This window comes from Stenotrophomonas sp. TWI809, assembly GCF_039673205.1.
GTDB lineage: Bacteria > Pseudomonadota > Gammaproteobacteria > Xanthomonadales > Xanthomonadaceae > Stenotrophomonas.
In genome coordinates this window covers 83,301-99,552 of record NZ_JBDJLE010000012.1, presented here as the reverse complement: position 1 = coordinate 99,552, position 16,252 = coordinate 83,301, and the positions used below count along the sequence as shown (strand labels likewise).

Sequence of the window (16,252 nt, the reverse complement as noted above, 5' to 3'; positions counted from 1 at the left end):
GTCGCTTGGCCCAGTCACAACCTCAAGGCATTACACGTGAAAGGATTCCCGTTGCTTCCGCTGCTGCTTGCAGTGTCGTTACCCGCCAGTGCCATCGTCATTCGCCACGATGTGGAGGATGCCGCGTACCGCGTTCCCGCCACCGAGTTTCCCGCCCTCGTGGACATGCCCGGCGAGGGCCACGGCGCGCTGATCGCACCGCAGTGGGTGCTGACTGCCGCGCACACGCTGCCGATGCAGGCCGATCTCAAGCAGGTGATGATCAACGGTACTGCGCGGGAGGTTGAGCGCGTCATCACCCATCCCGGCTACAGGACGCTGCCGCAGACGTTGATCGATCAGGCCATGGCCAGCGGCGAGGCGATGCTGATCGTGGTGTTTCTCGCCTCGGGCGATGATGTTGCGCTGATCCGGTTGAAGGCGCCGGTCACCGACGTGGCGCCGGTGGCCCTTTACGGCGACAGCGACGAGGCCGGTCAGATCGCGAAGATTTTAGGAAAGGGTGCAACGGGTACCGGCGCCACCGGGCATTCTCCCAACGGCCCCAATCGCACCGAGCTCCGGCGTGCGTTCAACCGGATCACCAGTGCCTACGACCGCTGGCTCTGCTACGTGTTCGACGAACCGCCGGAAGCGTTGCCCCTCGAGGGCGTGCTGGGCAACGGCGACAGCGGTGGTCCGGTGCTCATCGAGCGCGATGGCCAATGGCTGCTGGCCGGGCAGGGCGCCTGGAAGGTCGTGCAGGGTAATGTGCTGACGGCTCGACCCGGGCGCTATGGTCAGGTGACCTGCAATGTGCGGATGAGCCACTACGCGGATTGGATTGAGCGCGTGATGACCGAGCAGCCGTAGGCAGTGCTGGAGGGCAGGATCTGGCGGACTGGCGTCGCCGCCAGCACGACGTCAGCTCCGATGCCTGGGCTATGATCCAGACGCCAGTAGCAAGGGAGCATCACTCACATGGATGTCGTGGAACCGCTGGATGTGCTTCGCACTTCCGTACGCCGCCTCACTTGGTTGACTGTCGCGCTTGCAGTGCTTGTCGTGGGCCTGACGGTGGCGGTCATCGCACTGTCGATGGCGCCGCGAGGTGCTCTCACCGTTGATGAAGTCCGCGCCCGTCGCATCGTTGTGCTGGATGACCAAGGCGTCATGCGCGTTGAGATGGGCCAGGATTCACATGATGCCGGCCGACGATCGCGCACAGCCGGCGTCTGGCTGTACGACGCCAAAGGCGACGAACGCGGTGGGATGGCAACCCACGAAGATGGCCTGGTAGGTCTTGCCTTCGATGCTCCGGTGGGGAAGGGCGAGGATCACCTGCGTGATCGCCTGAGCCTGCGCGTGGATGCCGATGGTGCGGCCCAGGTGCTGCTCACGGACAACCTGACCCGTGGCATCGTGGGCCTGCTGTCCGACGGTGCAGGCAACGGCGGGGTGGAGACGTATCGCTGGGACATGGGGGCAAAGCTCATCCATCGCCGTTACATCACGTTCGATCTGGACGAGCGGCAGGAACGCCCGTTGGGCGAGCCGCAGATGCAGTAGTCCGGCCTCAAGGGCTGTCGTCTGGAGGGCAGCCTGTGCGCGTCGGCGTACGCCGGTGAAGTGCGAAAGCGGTAGCCAGCATGCAGATGCCGGCGATGCCCATCACCCAGGCGAAGCCACCGGCCATCGCGCTGCGGTAAATCACTGCTGGCAAGGACCCCGTAACGGCAGCCGGGTGCTGGATCATGCTGTGCGCGTGCTGTGCGAGCACGAACTGCCCGGTTGCCGTCGCAGTGGTACGGAACTGCTGTACGGCCCACAGGCTCATCAGGCTGCCAAGCAATGCGATGCCCAGGCTCATCCCGGCTTGGCGCAGGGCATTCATGGTGGCTGAGGCGATACCTGCGCGTTCCGGTGGGGTGCGCGCCATGACCGCCATGCCCGTAGCTGGCACCGCCAGACCCATGCCTGCTCCCAGCGCCATGAGGCACATAGTGGCAAAGCCTCCGGCGGTGTCCGTAGTGAAACGGGCCATCGCACACAGCGCCAGCCCTGCCAATGCATAGCCCCACGCCAGCGCCGCATGCAGCCCGAGGCGCACGGCAATGCGGCCAAACATCAACGACACCACGCCCATCACCAGGAATTGAGGGGCCAGCTGCCATCCGGCCTGTGCCGCGGTCTTTCCCTGTACCTGCTGGAAGAACAATGAAAGGAAGAACAGGCTGGCATAGGCAGTGAAGCCGAGCACGAACGAGGCGAGATTGAGCAGGGCAAAGCGACGGTCGGCGAAAAGATCCAGCGGCAGCAGCGGGCGCGTGACCCGACGTTGTACCAGCGAGAACGCCAACAATGCCACCAGCGCCGTGATCAACGAGAACCAGGTAGCGGGTGCGGACCACCCGCGCCCGCCGATACCGATCAGCCCGTAGGAGAGGGCTGCCAAGGCCAGCGTGCTGAGGATCTGCCCAGCGGGATCCATGGCCGCGTGCTGAGGATGACGTCGCTCGGGAATGCTCCAGGCGCCCAGCGCCAGTGCCACCGCCCCCAACGGAAGGTTGATCAGGAAGATGCTCTGCCATCCGGTCCACTGTACGAGCAGGCCGCCCAGCAACGGCCCAAGCACCAGCGCCAGCGCGCTGAAGGCGGACCATCCTCCGATGGCGCGCGCCCGTTGGCCGGGGTCCGGAAACGCATGGGTGAGGAGGGGCATCGCACTGGGGATCAGCAGCGCTCCCGCCACGCCCTGGATCGTGCGGCCGATCACCAGGACCGGCAGATCGGTGGCGCACGCGCAGACCAGTGATCCGGCAATGAACGTTGCCACGCTCGCCAGCCACATCCGGCGATGGCCATGGCGGTCACTGAGAGGACCGGCCGAGAGCATGAAAGCGGACAGCGCGATGGCATAGGCATTGATGACCCACTGCAGCCCGGCGAGGTCGGTCTGCAACGCCCGTTGCAGCGTCGGCAGCGCGACGTTGACGATGCTGATGTCCAGCGAGGCAAGGAAGGTACCGAGGTATGCGGCCAGCACCAACGCTGGCTTTTTGAAGTGCTGCATGGGACGGAGCCTGTAGAGCGACCGCGCTTATCCTAGATAATGACTGACCGTCGGTCAATGACCGACGGTCAGTCATCTGTCTCGGCGGATTACACTACCGACACCCATCGCTCCCCTTTCAATACCCACGATGCAGACCCCAGCCCCGGCCAGGCCACGCACCAAACCCGCCTCCATCCGTCTCGAAGAACTGATGGATGCGGCCGAGACGCTGTTCCTGTCGCGCGGGGTGGAACAGACGACGATCAGCGAGATCGTCGCTGCCGCCGATGTGGCCAAGGGCACGTTCTATACCTACTTCGCTTCAAAAACGGATGTACTGAGAGCCCTGGCGGAGCGCTACACGCAGCGCTTCGTGGACGCACTGGAGCAGGCGATGCAAGAGCATCCGGCGGATGATGGAGAGGCTCGCCTGCGCGCCTGGATCGAAGCGAGCATCGCCCTCTATGCCCGGACCCATGCCGTGCACGACGTGGTGTACGCCAACCATCATCATCTTGATCGAGCCAACCGCGAGCGGAATGCGCTCCTTCAGCAGTTGCAGGGCATCCTGGAAGTGGGGGTGGCATCCGGGCTATGGCAGCTGCCCAGTCCCAGGGTGACGGCCTCGTTGATCTATGCCGGTGTGCATGGCGCAACCGATGACTTGATCGCGACACCGGAGCAGGATGCGGCGGCATTCAGTGCGGCTGTGGTGGAGGATTGTCTGGCGATGGTCGGCGCTCGAAGACCATCCGTGCGCCCTAAGAAGCGCGGCTGAGCCGGTGGACAACTTCACCGTGGCAATGCCATCGCCAATGTCGCGCTGTATGCGGAGATCACCGCGTGGTTGCGGCAGCACGACATCGCGCGCGGCCGCACGCCCGAAGACGCCGACACACGTAGCGGGCGCTGCTGGCAGCCACGATTGCAACCGTGCTGGGGAAGCAAGCGCAGTCACGTGGATTTCACGGATCGGCGCGGTTAATCCGCCTGTGGCGGCCTCCCCGCTGTCCCGTGTGGAGCGGATCCAATGCGCATGCTTCCTTCGCTTCTCCTTGTCTGCGCGCTGGCCCCGGTGGGGGCGACATACGCCCAGGCACCCAAGGCAGCTGTCGGGGCCGTGGCGTCACCGCATACCTCCGATGGCATGGCCTGCGACAGCCCGAACCAGTCGCAGGCCGGGCTCAACCAATGTGCCAGCAACAGCGCGCAGCGCGCCGATGCCGAGCTCAATCGGATCTATGCCAAGGTGCTGGCGCTCAATGCCCAGGACACGGTGTTCCTGGAACGGTTCAAGGCAGCCCAGCGCGCCTGGCTGGTGTTCCGCGATGCCCAGATCGCGGCGCGGTATCCGTCTCCAGACGACTATGGGAGCGTGCTGCCGATGTGCCAGAGCGGTGAATACGAGCAGCTGACCCTGGATCGGATCAAGCAGCTCAAGGCCTGGGTTGGCGGGGTCGAGGAGGGTGACGTGTGCGCCGGGTCCTATCCCATGAGCGGGCGCTAGCCGGGGCCGTTTAACGCGTCGGTACGGCCAGGTGCGCACACTGGTCCTGTCTGCACTGTCCCTCATGCACAGGAACCGGAGATCCCATGTCCTTCAACGCCCTCCTTGCGACCAAGACCGGCGATACCATCGCGGCCGGTGTCGTCCCGCTGACCGAGCAGGATCTGATGCCCGGCGACGTCACCGTTGCCGTGGAGTACTCCACGGTGAATTACAAGGACGCCCTTGCGCTGAGCGGGCGCTCGCCGGTGATCCGCACGTTTCCGCTGATTCCCGGTATCGATCTGGCCGGTGTGGTTGAAACGTCGACCCACCCCGGGTTTGCCCCGGGCGATCGCGTGCTGGTCAACGGCTGGGGTTTGAGCCAGACCCACCACGGAGGCTATGCGCAGAAGGCGCGCGTGCCCGGCGAGTGGCTGGTGAAGATTCCCGCGGCACTTTCCAGCCGCGATGCGATGGCGGTCGGTACCGCCGGCTACACCGCGATGCTCTCGGTACTGGCACTCGAGCACGGCGGGGTGAGTCCCGATCACGGCGATATCCTGGTCACCGGGGCCAACGGCGGCGCCGGCTCCATCGCGATCGCACTGCTGTCCACGCTGGGCTATCGGGTGGTTGCATCGACGGGTCGGCTGGAGGAGTCCGCGTATCTCAAGGCGCTGGGTGCGGCCGAGATCATCGATCGGGCGACCTTGTCCGCGCCAGGTGCACCGATCGCCAAGGAACGCTGGGCCGGTGCGATCGACGCGGTGGGCAGCCACACGTTGGCCAATGTGCTGGCGCAGACGCGCTATCGTGGCGTGGTGGCGGCCTTCGGATTGGCCCAAGGTGCGGATCTGCCGGGTTCGGTGCTGCCTTTCATCCTGCGCAACGTGACGCTCGCCGGCATCGACTCGGTCAACGCGCCTTACGCCGCGCGCGAGCAGGCCTGGACGCGCCTGGCTACCGATCTGGACCTTGGCAAGCTGGCGCGCACCACGCAGATGATCGGGCTGGCCGAGGTGCCGGCGCTGGCCGACCAGGTGCTGCAGGGGCGTGTACAGGGCCGCACTGTGGTCGACGTCAACGCGTGATCCTGTCGCGGCACTAAGCCGGGTGGGGGCCCGGCAGCTGCTTGACCAGCTGTTCGGCCATGGCCTTGTAGATCGGCACGCGGCACACCAGGCCGGAGACGCCGCGCGCGATCAGCACGGTGGCCAGAATGGGCAGCAGCATATCGCTGCTGTCGGTCAGCTCCAGCGAGATGACCGCCGAGGTCAACGGTGCCTGGGTGACGCCGGTCAGGTAGGCACACATCCCCAGCAGCACGAAGATGCGTTCATCGACCGAAGGCATGAGGGCGGCGAGGTTGTGGCCGAGCCCGGCGCCGACGGCCAGGGCGGGCGAGAACAGGCCGCCGGGAATACCGGCGACGTAGGAGACCAGATTGGCCACAAGCTTCATCAGGCCGAACTCGTGACCCACCGAGGGCGCTCCCTGCACCAGTCCCTTGGCCTGCTCGTAGCCGGTGCCGAAGGCCCCTGCGCCAAAGGCGGCGCCCAGCAGCACCAGGGCGAGCCCGCACAGCGCGGCCAGCAGGACCGGATGGCGCTGGCGCAGCGTGCCCAGCCAGCGTGGTCTGCCTTCCATGGTCAGCAGCACGGCTTTGGCGAACAGGCCGCCAAGCAGTCCCGCGACGGTGCCGCACAGCACGATCGCCAGCCAGGCCTGCCCCAGCGGCAACGTGGCAGTCACCTTGCCGAAGTACGTGTAGTTGCCGAGCAGGCCCAGCGACACCACGCCACCCACGATGACCGCGGTGAGCAGCGTGCCGGAGAAGCGGTGCTCGAAGCGGCCGCTGAGTTCTTCGATGGCAAACACGATGCCCGCCAGCGGGGTATTGAAGGCCGCCGCGATGCCGGCTGCGCCACCGGCGAGCAGAAAGTGGGACAGCTCTTTCGGATCGCGGAACCCGAACCATCGCCCGAACATGTACATCACGCTGGCACCGACGTGCACGGTAGGGCCCTCCCGGCCGACCGAGGCGCCCCCGAGCAACGACAGCGTGGTCAAGGCGAGTTTGCCGGCCGATACGCCCAGCGAGAGATTGTCACGCCGGAACGTGGGCGTCGGGATCTCCAGGGCCGCGATCACCTGCGGAATGCCGCTGCCGCGGGTGGGCTTGAGCGCACCACTGGTCAGCCACGCCAACAACGCGAACACCGTTGGGGTGAGCAGCAGCGCCCACCAGATCGACTGGGCGATGATCGACTGGAAGACCCGGAAGGCCGCATCGCTGGCCTTGGCAAACACGATCGCGACCAGGGCGACAGCCACGGCACCGCCCCACAGGGCCGCACGGCGCTTCCACGCATCCCTGGACAGGAGAGGGCGTTGAGGGTCTGGCGAGGTCATGGGGCGAATTATCCCACGGTGATTCGCCGGTCCTCTTCACCGAATCTGTCGGTTTGCGCTTTCAAGCGCGGGTGCCCGCGCGGTGCCCGCGCGGTGCCCGGGCAGGCACGCTGCGGGTTCACGTGCCGCGAGTGTCCGCGCGATCGTGTGGATCCGGGCGAATTTCAGCGGTGTCTGGCGTACCGATGAGGTGGCGCGCGTTGCGTGCATGAGTCGCTCGAGCTTCCATGCCCATTTCAAGGCGGTCACGGCGATGAGCCCGCTGGACTTCCGCCCGGTGGTTGCGCGATGACATCGGGAGGAGCTGCGGGACACCGTGGTGTGGCCGCACTCCCATGATGCCCGCGATGTAAGCGGAGGTGCCGCCGGTCAGACCGGGGCGAAACCGCGGGTGGTCTTCTTTTCGTTCTTTTCCGCCTTCTTTTCCTTGGCGGTCTTGGCAGGTTTCTTCTTCTGCTCTTTCTGTTTGTTCAGGCCTTTGGCCATGGCGACGCTCTCCAGGTGGGTTGCAACGGAGGCGAGCATGGCACATCCGGTGTCGGCCGGCGCATCGGCGTGCGATGGGTGCGCTGAAGTGAATCCGGGGTGCGCCCGTTCATGGCGCAGGGATATCCCGATAAACCGCCTCGCTGCTCAGCACCTTCAGTCCATCCGGACCACTGTGCAGCCGCCGCTGCTCACCGACCGCCTGCTGCGATTGCAGGCGATAGCCGCTCATGTCGGGGTCGGCCAGTAGACACTGTCCGGCGTCGAACGCGCGCCGAAGATGGCCTGGCCCACGCGCACCACGGTCGCGCCTTCTTCGATGGCGATCTCGACATCACCTGACATGCCCATGGAGAGCTCCTCCAGGCTGATGCCCGTCGGCAGGGTGGGGCGCAGCCGGTCGCGCAGTTCGCGCAGGCGCGCAAAGCACGGGCGCACCTGTTCCGGATCCGGGGAGAACACCGCCAGGGTCATCAACCCGCGCACATGCAGATTCGGAAACGCTGGCAACTGCTGCACGAAGTCGGCGACCTCGATCGGGTCCAGGCCGTACTTGCTGTCTTCGCCCGAGGTGTTGACCTGCACGAACACATCCAGCGTGCGCTGCTCCAGTTCCAGCCGCTGATCCAGCGCCTGTGCCACGCGCAGGCTGTCCAGCGCCTGGAACTCGCTGGCGAAGCGTGCGACGTCACGTGCCTTGTTGGTCTGCAGGTGGCCGATCACCGACCAGCGCAGGCCGGGCAGGTCGGCCATCGCCGCCGCCTTGCGCTGGGCTTCCTGCACCTTGTTCTCGCCCAGCTCATGGCAGCCGGCCTCCCACGCCAGGCGCAGGCGGGCCTCATCGACGGTCTTGCTGACCGGCAGCAGGCGCACGCCGGCCGGGTCGCGGCCGGCCAGTGCGCAGGCGCGGGCGATGCGTTCGCGGACCATCGCCAGGTTGTGGCGGATCTCGTCGACAGTGGTGGCCTGGGGCCAGGTGGGGGCAGCGATGGGCATGGGGAGCTCCGGAAGCGGGGACGGCTGCGGCGCGTCGGCGCGCCAGCAGGGCGGTCCCGTAACAACGGACAGGTTGTCATAGCGCTACCCGAAAATCACCGCCCGCCGATGTCAGGGCGCGGCGGCGGCGTTCGGGCTGACGTAGTGCGTCTGTTCGTCGTCGTTGAGGAAGATCAGTTCCGGTTTGCCCTGCCAGGAGGTCAGCATCGCGCCGGTGCTGTTCTGGTGTTTGACGACCAGGGTGGCGCCGCGATCCGGGTTGGCGGTGACCTTGAATACCTCGGTGGTGCCGGTGGCATCGTCCAGGGTGAGGATGGCCTCGTCGCCGACATCGGCGGTGCCGTAGCCGCCACGCTCGGAGCCATCGGCGCCCAGCAGGATCAGGCCTGACAGCGGTGACGCACGCGGCCCCTGGGTGATGCCCTTGGTGAGCGGATCGGGGACGGGGGCGCCGAGAATCACCCGCGCCTGGCCACTGGCATCGCGGATCACCACGCCACGGGCGGTGATGACACGCTCCTCGGACTGGCTCTGGTGCAGGCGCAGCGCGGTCCAACCGGAAACGATCAGGGCGAGGCTGGAAACGACCAGCGTGGTGACGGTCAGCGCGCGCGACATGGGGTTCTCCGGATCCTTGGAAGGCTGCGACCATACCGGATACGCCCTTCACGGCACCAGTCGGAAAAGTCTGGGATTACATTCAGAGCGTGAGGTTGGTCACGGGATGGCTCAGCGGAAATCGCGGCTGTGGGTACGCACGCCGTCGATCAGGGTGTCGATGTTGTGCATCTGGCGGACGATCAGGTGCTGCACGCCGTCCACGCGCTCGAGCCGGCCGTCGATCTGCATCAGTTGCGCTTCAACCAGCACGCGATGCTGGCGGTCGGCGATTTTGCGCCAGACCACCGCATTGACCATGCCGCATTCGTCTTCCAGGGTGAGGAAGGTGACCCCGCTGGCAGTCTGCGGGCGCTGGCGCATGCGTACCAGCCCGGCAAACCGCACGCTGCGCCCGTGCGGCAGGGCGGCCAGTTCGTCGGAGCGGTGGCAGCGGCGCTGGCGCAGCTGGCTGCGGATGAAGGAGACCATGTGCCGGCCCAGCGTGGTGCCGGTGGTGTTGTAATCGGCCTGCATGTCCTCGAACGCGCTGGGCAGCGGCAGCGCGACGGCGGCTTCGGCGGTGGCGCGGGCCATGTCGAACAGCGGCAGCGGCTTTTCCACGCCGGAGACGTCCCAGCGCGCGCGATGGCGATGGCCGCTCAGGCCCTTGAGTGCACCGGCATCGGCCAGCAGGCCCTGGTGGCGACGGTCCAGCTGTGCGCGCTGGCTCAGGTCGGCCACGCTCTCAAAGGGCGAACGGTGGCGCGCCTGCACCACGCCGGTGGCGACCGCCTCGCTGAAGCCATCGACCAGGCGCAGCCCCAGCCGGATGCCAAATGGCCGGCCTGGCGAGGTGGGCGGCACCAGCGTGCAGTCCCAGTCGCTATAGCGCACATCCACCGGCAGCACTGGCACGCCATGACGGCGCGCGTCCTGCAGGATCTGGTCCGGGGTATAGAACCCCAGCGGCTGGCTGTTGATCAGGCTGGCGGCGAATGCGGAGGGGTGATGGCACTTGAGCCAGCAGCTGACATAGGTGATCAGCGCGAAGCTGGCCGCGTGGCTTTCCGGGAAGCCATAACTGCCGAAGCCCTTGATCTGCTCGAACAGGCGCTCACCGTATTCGCGGCTGTAGCCGTTGGCGGCCATGCCGGCGAGCAGTTTGTCGCGGTGCGGCTCCAGCCCACCGTGGCGCTTCCAGGCGGCCATCGAGCGGCGCAGTGCGTCAGCCTGGCCGGGGCTGAAGCCGGCGGCGGCGACCGCCAGCTGCATCACCTGTTCCTGGAACAGCGGCACGCCCAGGGTGCGTTTGAAGACCTTCTCCAGCGCGGGTGGGTAGTCGATCTCTTCGATGCCTTCTTCCTTGAGCTTCTTCCTTCGGTTCAGATACGGGTGGACCATGTCGCCCTGGATCGGGCCGGGGCGCACGATCGCCACTTCGATCACCAGGTCGTAGAAACAGCGCGGCTGCATGCGCGGCAGCATCGCCATCTGGGCGCGGGACTCGATCTGGAACACGCCCAGGGTGTCGGCGCGGCAGATCATGTCGTAGGTGGGCTCATCGCCCTGCGGAATCTTCGCCATGGTCATCGTCGGTCCGCCATGCGCTTCCAGCATCGCCAGGCATTTGCGTACCGCGGTGAGCATGCCCAGCGCCAGGCAGTCGACCTTCATCAGGCCGGTGACATCCAGGTCGTCCTTGTCCCACTGGATCACCGTGCGGTTGGCCATGGCCGCGTTTTCCACCGGCACCATCGTGGACAGGGGGTGTTCGGAGATCACGAAGCCGCCGGGGTGCTGGGACAGGTGGCGTGGAAAATCGACCAGTTCACTGGTCAGCGCCACCACCCGCCGCATCAGCGGGGTCTCCGGATCGAAGCCGCGCTCACGCAAGGCCTCCGGCAGCGGCTCATGGCTGCTCCAGCGGTCCAGGCAGGCGGCCAGTTCGTTGACCTGGTCCGGCGGCAGGCCAAGCACCCGCGCCACATCGCGTACCGCGCTGCGGCCCCGGTAGCTGATCGCCACGGCAGTCAAGGCGGCGCGTTCGCGGCCGTAGCGGTTGAACACGTACTGCAGCACTTCCTCGCGGCGTTCGTGTTCGAAGTCGATGTCGATATCCGGCGGCTCGTCGCGTTCGGCGGAAATGAAGCGCTCGAACAGCAGCTCCATCTCGCTGGGGTCGATCTCGGTCACGCCCAGTACGTAGCACACCGAGGAATTGGCGGCCGAGCCACGGCCCTGGCAGAGGATCTGCTGCCGGCGCGCGAAGCGCACGATGTCGTGCACGGTCAGGAAGTACGACTCGTACTGCTTGGTGTGGATCAGCGCCAGTTCGTGTTCGATCTGGTGGCGCTGCTGGGGCGTCTCGCCCGCGGGCCAACGCCATTGCATGCCTTCTTCCACCAGCACCCGCAGCCAGCTGGCCGGGTCGTGGCCGGCCGGTACCAGTTCGCGCGGGTAGGTGTACTTCAGTTGCTTGAGATCGAAGTGGCAGCGCTCGGCGATGCGCAGGGTCTCGGCCAGCAGCTCGGGCGGGTACAGCGTGGCCAGGGCCTGGCGGGTGCGCAGGTGACGCTCGCCGTTGGGGAACAACCGCCAGCCTGCCTCGCCGAGCGTGCAGTGGTGGCGGATTGCGGTGAGGGTGTCCTGCAGCGCGCGGCGGCGGCGCACGTGCATGTGCACATCGCCGCTGGCCACCAGTGGAATGCCCTGGTCGCGGCCGAAACGACGCAGGCGCTGCAGGCGCGCGCGATCATCGGCCTCGCGGTGCAGTTCAACGGCCAGCCACAGCCGCTGCGGAAAGCAGGCTTGCAGCCACTGCGCATCCTCGATGCCCGGGGCAGGGTCTGCCCACAGGCACAGCAGGCCGGCGTGCAGCGGTTCGATGTCGCTGCGCAGGCAGCGGTACTCGCCCTTGGGCGCGCGCCGGCGGCAGGTCGTGATCAACTGGCACAGCGCGGCGTAGCTGCCCTGGTCGGTGCACAGCAGCACCAGTTTCGGGCCGTCCTCCAGCTGGAATTCGGCACCGGTGATCAGGGGCAGTGCGTGCTTCTTCGCAGCCTGCCAGGCGCGCACGATACCGGCCAGCGAGCACTCATCGGTGATCGCCAGCGCGTGGTAGCCCTGGCCCTTGGCACGCGCGAACAACTCCTCGGCGATGGACGCGCCGCGCTGGAAACTGAAGGCCGACAGGCAATGCAGCTCGGCGTATCCCGGCAGCGGTGCGCTCATGCGAACCAGCCGTGCAGCATGAACGGTCCGCTGCGTGCATCGGCGGCGGTATACGCCCAGCCGCGCTGGCCTTGCGGCGTTTCGATGACGTAATAGTCGCGGCGGATGTCGCCGGCATCCCACCAGCCCGATTCGATCCGCTCCGGCCCGGACAGGATGCGCAGGTGCGGATCCTGCAGCGCCTGCGGCTGGGCCAGCAGCCAGCCCGGGCGCATCGGCAGCACCGGGGGCGGGGGCTTGGGCGCGCCCTGGGCGTCACCGGTCGCGCGTTCGGGCCGATGGTCGGCACGCAGCCCCAGCCCCTGCACAGCGTCATCGCCGAGCCGGGCGCGAAGACGCTCGCGCAGCTGCTCCCACGGCATCGCCTGCTGCGGGCGCGGGTCGAACAGATCGCGTGCGGCCGGGACGAACGGCGGCAGTTGCTCGGCCTGCAGGCGCAGGCCGCGGCTGCCCGCTGGCAACTGCAGATGATCCACACGGTTGCGGGCCAGTTCGAACAGCATCGCCGGTTCGCGCTCGGGCGCGAGCAGGCCGATCGAGAGGCGCGTATCGGGGTGGTGTTCGTGCTCGAACCACAGATCGAACTGCAGCACGCCGCCATCGCGCGAGCACAGGAATGCGGCCAGATCGGCGGTCAGGCGCCGCAACGGGAACAGCATGGCCTGGGTGGACTCGACCTCGTACTCGAACTCGATGCGCGCATCGAAGCGGTCCGGCGGCTGGAAATAGCGCAGCGGCGGCGTGCTGATCCCGCGCAGCGCATCCAGGTGCGCCAGCACCTGCGGCGGGAAGCGCCGGGCCAGGCTCTCGCGCGGCAGGCCGAACGCCGCGCCCAGCGTGCGCAACCCCGAGCGCGCCAGCACCGTGACCGCCTCGGCCGGCAACCCGCTGCGTTCGATCGGCACCTGGGCCAGCGCCGCCTCCACCTGGTGCGCACCCACGCCGAGCCGGCCATGCACGCGGGCCAGCACGCTGGCGGCATGCGGATTCGGTGCGGCCACCAGCCGGTGGCGGAAACCCAGTTCGGTCAGGCCACGGGTCAACCGCTGCTCGACCTTCGGCCAATCACCAAACAGCGCGCGGCTGGCCCGGATTTCCAGTGCCAGCGCGTGCGGGAAATCCAGGCTGACCTGCGAGCTGATGCCGTACAGCCAACTGGCCAACAGCTGGCGGGTGGCCTGTTCGGCGCGCGGGTCGTACTCCACGGTGAGCATGTCGCGGGTGAGCACCTGCGCAGCTGAGAGCAGCATGCCGCGGCGCAGCCCGAGCTGCCGGGCCGAGGGACTGACCGCATGCAGCACGCGTCGCTGCGCCGGGCCGGTGACCAGCACCAGCGGCGCAGCCGGGTCCGGTTGCTGGCGCAGGGCGGCATCCAGCGCCAGGTGCGGCAGCAGCAGGCAGGCCCAGTCCACGGCGGCGGCTCAATGAGCCACGGCCAGCGGCAGCGGCTGCGCCGGTGCCAGCCCGCCGCGGCACTTGAGCACCCGCACCTGGCCATCGTCGAGCTGCAGGCGCAGCGCGGCCGGGGAGGGGTTGCGCGCATGCCGGGCATCGCGGAAGGAAAAGCCCAGGCACTGGCCGGTTTCGGCCGCCACCTGCAGCCGGCGCAGCGCGCGGTCATCGGCCTGCTGCGGCCAGCACAGCACCGCCGCACATGCGGCCGAGCGCAGGCATTGCTCGGCGGCCCACAAGGCATCGCGCGGGCTGGCCTGGACCACCTGCACCTGGTTCAGTGCCAGCCCGGCGCGGGCCCAGGCCGGGGCATGCGGCAGGTGCGGCGGGGCGATCAGCACCACGGTCTGCTGTTGCTGGCTCAGCCGCGCCAGCGTCGGCCAGACCAGGGCCAGCTCACCGACCCCGGGCGAGGCCAGCAGCACCTCCGACAGCGCCGAGGGCGGCCAGCCACCGCCGGGCAGTCGGGCATCCAGCGCCGGGTGGCCGGTCGGGTGCGGGGCCACCTCGGGGAAGGCCGCACGCGGCTGCCCCCGGCAGACCCGGCGGGTTTCCAGCAGCCGGTCCAGGGCCAGCACGGCGCCCATCAGCGGGCCTCCCGGCAGGGCTGGAGCAGGCGGAAACGGGCAGGAAACAAGGGCATGGCGGCGAGTATCGGCAGCACGCGTGTCAAAGGCTGAGACCGACAATCCTACCCGCAATTAGTAAAAATGCTAACGAATTCGGCGGCCGGATTCCGAACCGGTTGAGGGTGATGAATGCTTCAGGAGAGCGGAATGGCAGCGCGCCAGATGGGATGGCCACGCGCGTGATGGAGGGCATCCACGCATGGCGAGGATCTACTCAGCGCCCCTGCGGATCGGGCCGGTGGTGCACGTACTCGACCACGGTGCCGTCCGGATGCACGGCGTTGAAGGCCGCGCCGGTGGGCACGACCTGCAGTGGAAAGATGATCTGCGCCCCGGCCGCCACCAGCCGGTCGTAATAGGGCTGCACGTCATCCACCAGCAGCGTGCCGGTGGTGGAGGTGAACGGAGCCAGCTTGTCCGGCGCGCCCTCGATCAGCAGGAATGCCCCGACCATCGCCAGGCGCAGGCCGGCCTCGGGGAACGGAAAGCCCGCATCGGCGACCAGGCCCTGCAACTGCTCGTAGAACGCCACCCGTGCTTCCAGTTCGCCCGGGCCGACGAACACCCGGATCAGCACCCGCGGGCTGCGTTGCCGGGAGGTGTCGTTGCGGTCGCGCCAGAGTTGATCGAAGTGGCGGTGTGGGGGCATGCGGCGGCTCCGGGACGTGAGCGGTCATTATCGAGCCGCGATCCGCCCGGAACCGGGCAGGGCTCATGACCACCGGTGATGGCGTGATAACCCGGCATCGCCCACCACACCACCAGCGCGAGCAGCGACACACTGGTACCCGCCATGCAGACCCCGGGCCAGCCGAACGCGGCATACAACGCACTGCCGGCCAGCGCCCCCAGCCCACTGCCGGCAGCGTAGAACAGCATGTAGGCGGCGATCACCTGCGCCTGCGCGTGCGGGGCTGCGGCCAGAATCCGACTCTGGTTGGTCACGTGCAGCGCCTGCACCGCCAGATCCAGCAGCAGCACGCCGAGCACCAGCCAGCCCAGGTGGTGGGACATCGCGGCGATCGGCAGCCAGCTCAGCAGCATCAGCCACAGGGCGCCGGTGGTGACCCGCCCGGCATGGCCCCGGTCACTCCAGTGCCCACTGCGTGCCGCCGCCAACGCACCCAGCAGCCCGACCAGCGCGAAGGCGCCGATGGCGGTGTGGCTGAGGGCATACGGCGGCGCGCCCAGCGGCAGGCTCATGCTGCTCCAGAACAGGCCGAACACGGTGAACAGCAGCAGGCCCAGCACGCCGCGCTGGCGCAGCACGGGCTGTTGCCGCAGCAAGGCGATCACCCCGGTGCGTGCGGTGGATGCAGTCGAGGCCGGCAGCCGTGGCAGACGCGCCCACAACAGCGCGCCCGTCACCACCATCAGCGCTGCCGAGAGCAGGTACACCGCCCGCCATCCGCCCAGATCGGCGACTGCGCCGGCCACGACGCGTGCCAACAACAACCCGACCACCACGCCCGCCTGTGCGGCACCAACCACGCGGCCACGCTCGTGCACGCCTGCAGCGGCGGCGGCATAGGCGATCAACCCCTGGGTCATCGCGGTGCCGAGCAGGCCCACTGCGAGCATGCCCAGCAACAGACTCCAGGCCTGCGCCGCCAGCGCGACGGCCAGCAGGGCCAGCACCAGGCCAATGGTCTGGATCGCGATCAGGCGGCGGCGGTCCACGCGGTCACCCAGTGGCACCACCCACAGCAGCGCCGCCACCGAACCCAGCTGGGTGGCGGCGATCACCGCGCCGATGCGGGACGTACTGATCTGGAGATCGGCGGCCAGGGCATCCAGCAAGGGCTGGGCGTAATAGACATTGGCCACGCTCAAACCGGCGGCGCAGGCGAACAGCATCAGCAAGGCGGAGGGGAGCGGGGAGGTGGATGCCCGCGAGGCGGAGGCAGGGAGCGGCATGATGTA

At 67.8% G+C, this 16,252-nt stretch carries 16 protein-coding genes; 5 read left to right on the top strand and 11 right to left on the bottom strand.

Going from position 1 to position 16,252, the window contains the following annotated elements; genetic code table 11:
* The first annotated feature begins 51 nt into the window (after positions 1–51).
* Together ABE472_RS11155 and ABE472_RS11150 are read left to right on the top strand one after the other, a co-directional pair.
* On the top strand, positions 52–852 hold the full coding sequence (locus ABE472_RS11155; protein WP_346466194.1) for a trypsin-like serine protease: 801 nt from the start codon (positions 52–54) through the stop codon (positions 850–852).
* Between the two features lie 108 nt (positions 853–960).
* Positions 961–1,548: a hypothetical protein gene (locus tag ABE472_RS11150; protein WP_346466193.1), complete on the top strand. Its 588-nt coding sequence runs from the start codon at positions 961–963 to the stop codon at positions 1,546–1,548.
* 7 nt (positions 1,549–1,555) lie between these two features.
* On the opposite strand, the gene ABE472_RS11145 is transcribed toward ABE472_RS11150, so the two are convergent.
* Positions 1,556–3,052 carry an MFS transporter gene (locus ABE472_RS11145; RefSeq protein ID WP_313212381.1) on the bottom strand — a complete coding sequence of 499 codons (1,497 nt, stop codon included), beginning with the start codon at positions 3,050–3,052 and terminating at the stop codon, positions 1,556–1,558.
* A gap of 130 nt (positions 3,053–3,182) precedes the next feature.
* Between ABE472_RS11145 and ABE472_RS11140 the strand changes: the two genes are divergently transcribed.
* The 3 genes from ABE472_RS11140 (at position 3,183) to ABE472_RS11130 (ending at position 5,614) form a co-directional block, all read left to right on the top strand.
* Complete coding sequence (locus ABE472_RS11140; RefSeq protein ID WP_313212382.1) at positions 3,183–3,812, top strand: TetR/AcrR family transcriptional regulator; 630 nt, start codon at positions 3,183–3,185, stop codon at positions 3,810–3,812.
* Between the two features lie 258 nt (positions 3,813–4,070).
* A complete protein-coding gene (locus tag ABE472_RS11135) occupies positions 4,071–4,541 on the top strand; it encodes a lysozyme inhibitor LprI family protein (protein ID WP_313212383.1) in 471 nt (156 codons plus the stop codon).
* An 86-nt stretch (positions 4,542–4,627) separates the two neighbouring features.
* On the top strand, positions 4,628–5,614 hold the full coding sequence (locus ABE472_RS11130; RefSeq protein WP_346466192.1) for an MDR family oxidoreductase: 987 nt from the start codon (positions 4,628–4,630) through the stop codon (positions 5,612–5,614).
* A 13-nt stretch (positions 5,615–5,627) separates the two neighbouring features.
* On the opposite strand, the gene ABE472_RS11125 is transcribed toward ABE472_RS11130, so the two are convergent.
* The 10 genes from ABE472_RS11125 to ABE472_RS11080 all read right to left on the bottom strand — a co-directional run bounded on the left by ABE472_RS11125 (position 5,628) and on the right by ABE472_RS11080 (position 16,246).
* Positions 5,628–6,935 carry a chloride channel protein gene (locus ABE472_RS11125; protein ID WP_070470811.1) on the bottom strand — a complete coding sequence of 436 codons (1,308 nt, stop codon included), beginning with the start codon at positions 6,933–6,935 and terminating at the stop codon, positions 5,628–5,630.
* 369 nt (positions 6,936–7,304) lie between these two features.
* Complete coding sequence (locus tag ABE472_RS11120; RefSeq protein ID WP_167390404.1) at positions 7,305–7,460, bottom strand: hypothetical protein; 156 nt, start codon at positions 7,458–7,460, stop codon at positions 7,305–7,307.
* A gap of 70 nt (positions 7,461–7,530) precedes the next feature.
* Complete coding sequence (locus tag ABE472_RS11115) at positions 7,531–7,653, bottom strand: hypothetical protein (RefSeq protein WP_302476400.1); 123 nt, start codon at positions 7,651–7,653, stop codon at positions 7,531–7,533.
* The gene (locus ABE472_RS11110; protein ID WP_070470808.1) at positions 7,650–8,417 is read right to left on the bottom strand and encodes a YggS family pyridoxal phosphate-dependent enzyme; all 768 of its coding nucleotides are present in this window, start codon (positions 8,415–8,417) and stop codon (positions 7,650–7,652) included. Before ABE472_RS11110 ends, ABE472_RS11115 begins: the two co-directional genes overlap by 4 nt.
* Positions 8,418–8,528: 111 nt before the next feature.
* Complete coding sequence (locus ABE472_RS11105; protein ID WP_070470806.1) at positions 8,529–9,035, bottom strand: hypothetical protein; 507 nt, start codon at positions 9,033–9,035, stop codon at positions 8,529–8,531.
* 111 nt (positions 9,036–9,146) lie between these two features.
* Positions 9,147–12,248: an error-prone DNA polymerase gene (locus ABE472_RS11100; protein WP_346462553.1), complete on the bottom strand. Its 3,102-nt coding sequence runs from the start codon at positions 12,246–12,248 to the stop codon at positions 9,147–9,149.
* Positions 12,245–13,660, bottom strand: a complete 1,416-nt coding sequence (locus ABE472_RS11095; RefSeq protein WP_313212387.1) for a DNA polymerase Y family protein — start codon at positions 13,658–13,660, stop codon at positions 12,245–12,247. Before ABE472_RS11095 ends, ABE472_RS11100 begins: the two co-directional genes overlap by 4 nt.
* Before the next feature lie 9 nt (positions 13,661–13,669).
* Positions 13,670–14,287, bottom strand: coding sequence for a translesion DNA synthesis-associated protein ImuA (gene imuA / locus ABE472_RS11090; protein ID WP_346466191.1), 618 nt, complete (start codon positions 14,285–14,287; stop codon positions 13,670–13,672).
* A 256-nt stretch (positions 14,288–14,543) separates the two neighbouring features.
* Positions 14,544–14,978 carry a VOC family protein gene (locus tag ABE472_RS11085; protein WP_313212388.1) on the bottom strand — a complete coding sequence of 145 codons (435 nt, stop codon included), beginning with the start codon at positions 14,976–14,978 and terminating at the stop codon, positions 14,544–14,546.
* On the bottom strand, positions 14,900–16,246 hold the full coding sequence (locus ABE472_RS11080; protein WP_346466190.1) for an MFS transporter: 1,347 nt from the start codon (positions 16,244–16,246) through the stop codon (positions 14,900–14,902). Before ABE472_RS11080 ends, ABE472_RS11085 begins: the two co-directional genes overlap by 79 nt.
* Between the last annotated feature and the right edge of the window lie 6 nt (positions 16,247–16,252).

Coding starts and splice junctions, on each gene's coding strand:
- ABE472_RS11150 (WP_346466193.1), top strand. CDS start 961: ATGGATGTCGTGGAACCGCTGGATGTGCTTCGCACTTCCGTACGCCGC.
- ABE472_RS11145 (WP_313212381.1), bottom strand. CDS start 3,052: ATGCAGCACTTCAAAAAGCCAGCGTTGGTGCTGGCCGCATACCTCGGT.
- ABE472_RS11140 (WP_313212382.1), top strand. CDS start 3,183: ATGCAGACCCCAGCCCCGGCCAGGCCACGCACCAAACCCGCCTCCATC.
- ABE472_RS11135 (WP_313212383.1), top strand. CDS start 4,071: ATGCTTCCTTCGCTTCTCCTTGTCTGCGCGCTGGCCCCGGTGGGGGCG.
- ABE472_RS11130 (WP_346466192.1), top strand. CDS start 4,628: ATGTCCTTCAACGCCCTCCTTGCGACCAAGACCGGCGATACCATCGCG.
- ABE472_RS11125 (WP_070470811.1), bottom strand. CDS start 6,935: ATGACCTCGCCAGACCCTCAACGCCCTCTCCTGTCCAGGGATGCGTGG.
- ABE472_RS11120 (WP_167390404.1), bottom strand. CDS start 7,460: ATGCTCGCCTCCGTTGCAACCCACCTGGAGAGCGTCGCCATGGCCAAA.
- ABE472_RS11115 (WP_302476400.1), bottom strand. CDS start 7,653: ATGAGCGGCTATCGCCTGCAATCGCAGCAGGCGGTCGGTGAGCAGCGG.
- ABE472_RS11110 (WP_070470808.1), bottom strand. CDS start 8,417: ATGCCCATCGCTGCCCCCACCTGGCCCCAGGCCACCACTGTCGACGAG.
- ABE472_RS11105 (WP_070470806.1), bottom strand. CDS start 9,035: ATGTCGCGCGCGCTGACCGTCACCACGCTGGTCGTTTCCAGCCTCGCC.
- ABE472_RS11100 (WP_346462553.1), bottom strand. CDS start 12,248: ATGAGCGCACCGCTGCCGGGATACGCCGAGCTGCATTGCCTGTCGGCC.
- imuA (WP_346466191.1), bottom strand. CDS start 14,287: ATGGGCGCCGTGCTGGCCCTGGACCGGCTGCTGGAAACCCGCCGGGTC.
- ABE472_RS11085 (WP_313212388.1), bottom strand. CDS start 14,978: ATGCCCCCACACCGCCACTTCGATCAACTCTGGCGCGACCGCAACGAC.
- ABE472_RS11080 (WP_346466190.1), bottom strand. CDS start 16,246: ATGCCGCTCCCTGCCTCCGCCTCGCGGGCATCCACCTCCCCGCTCCCC.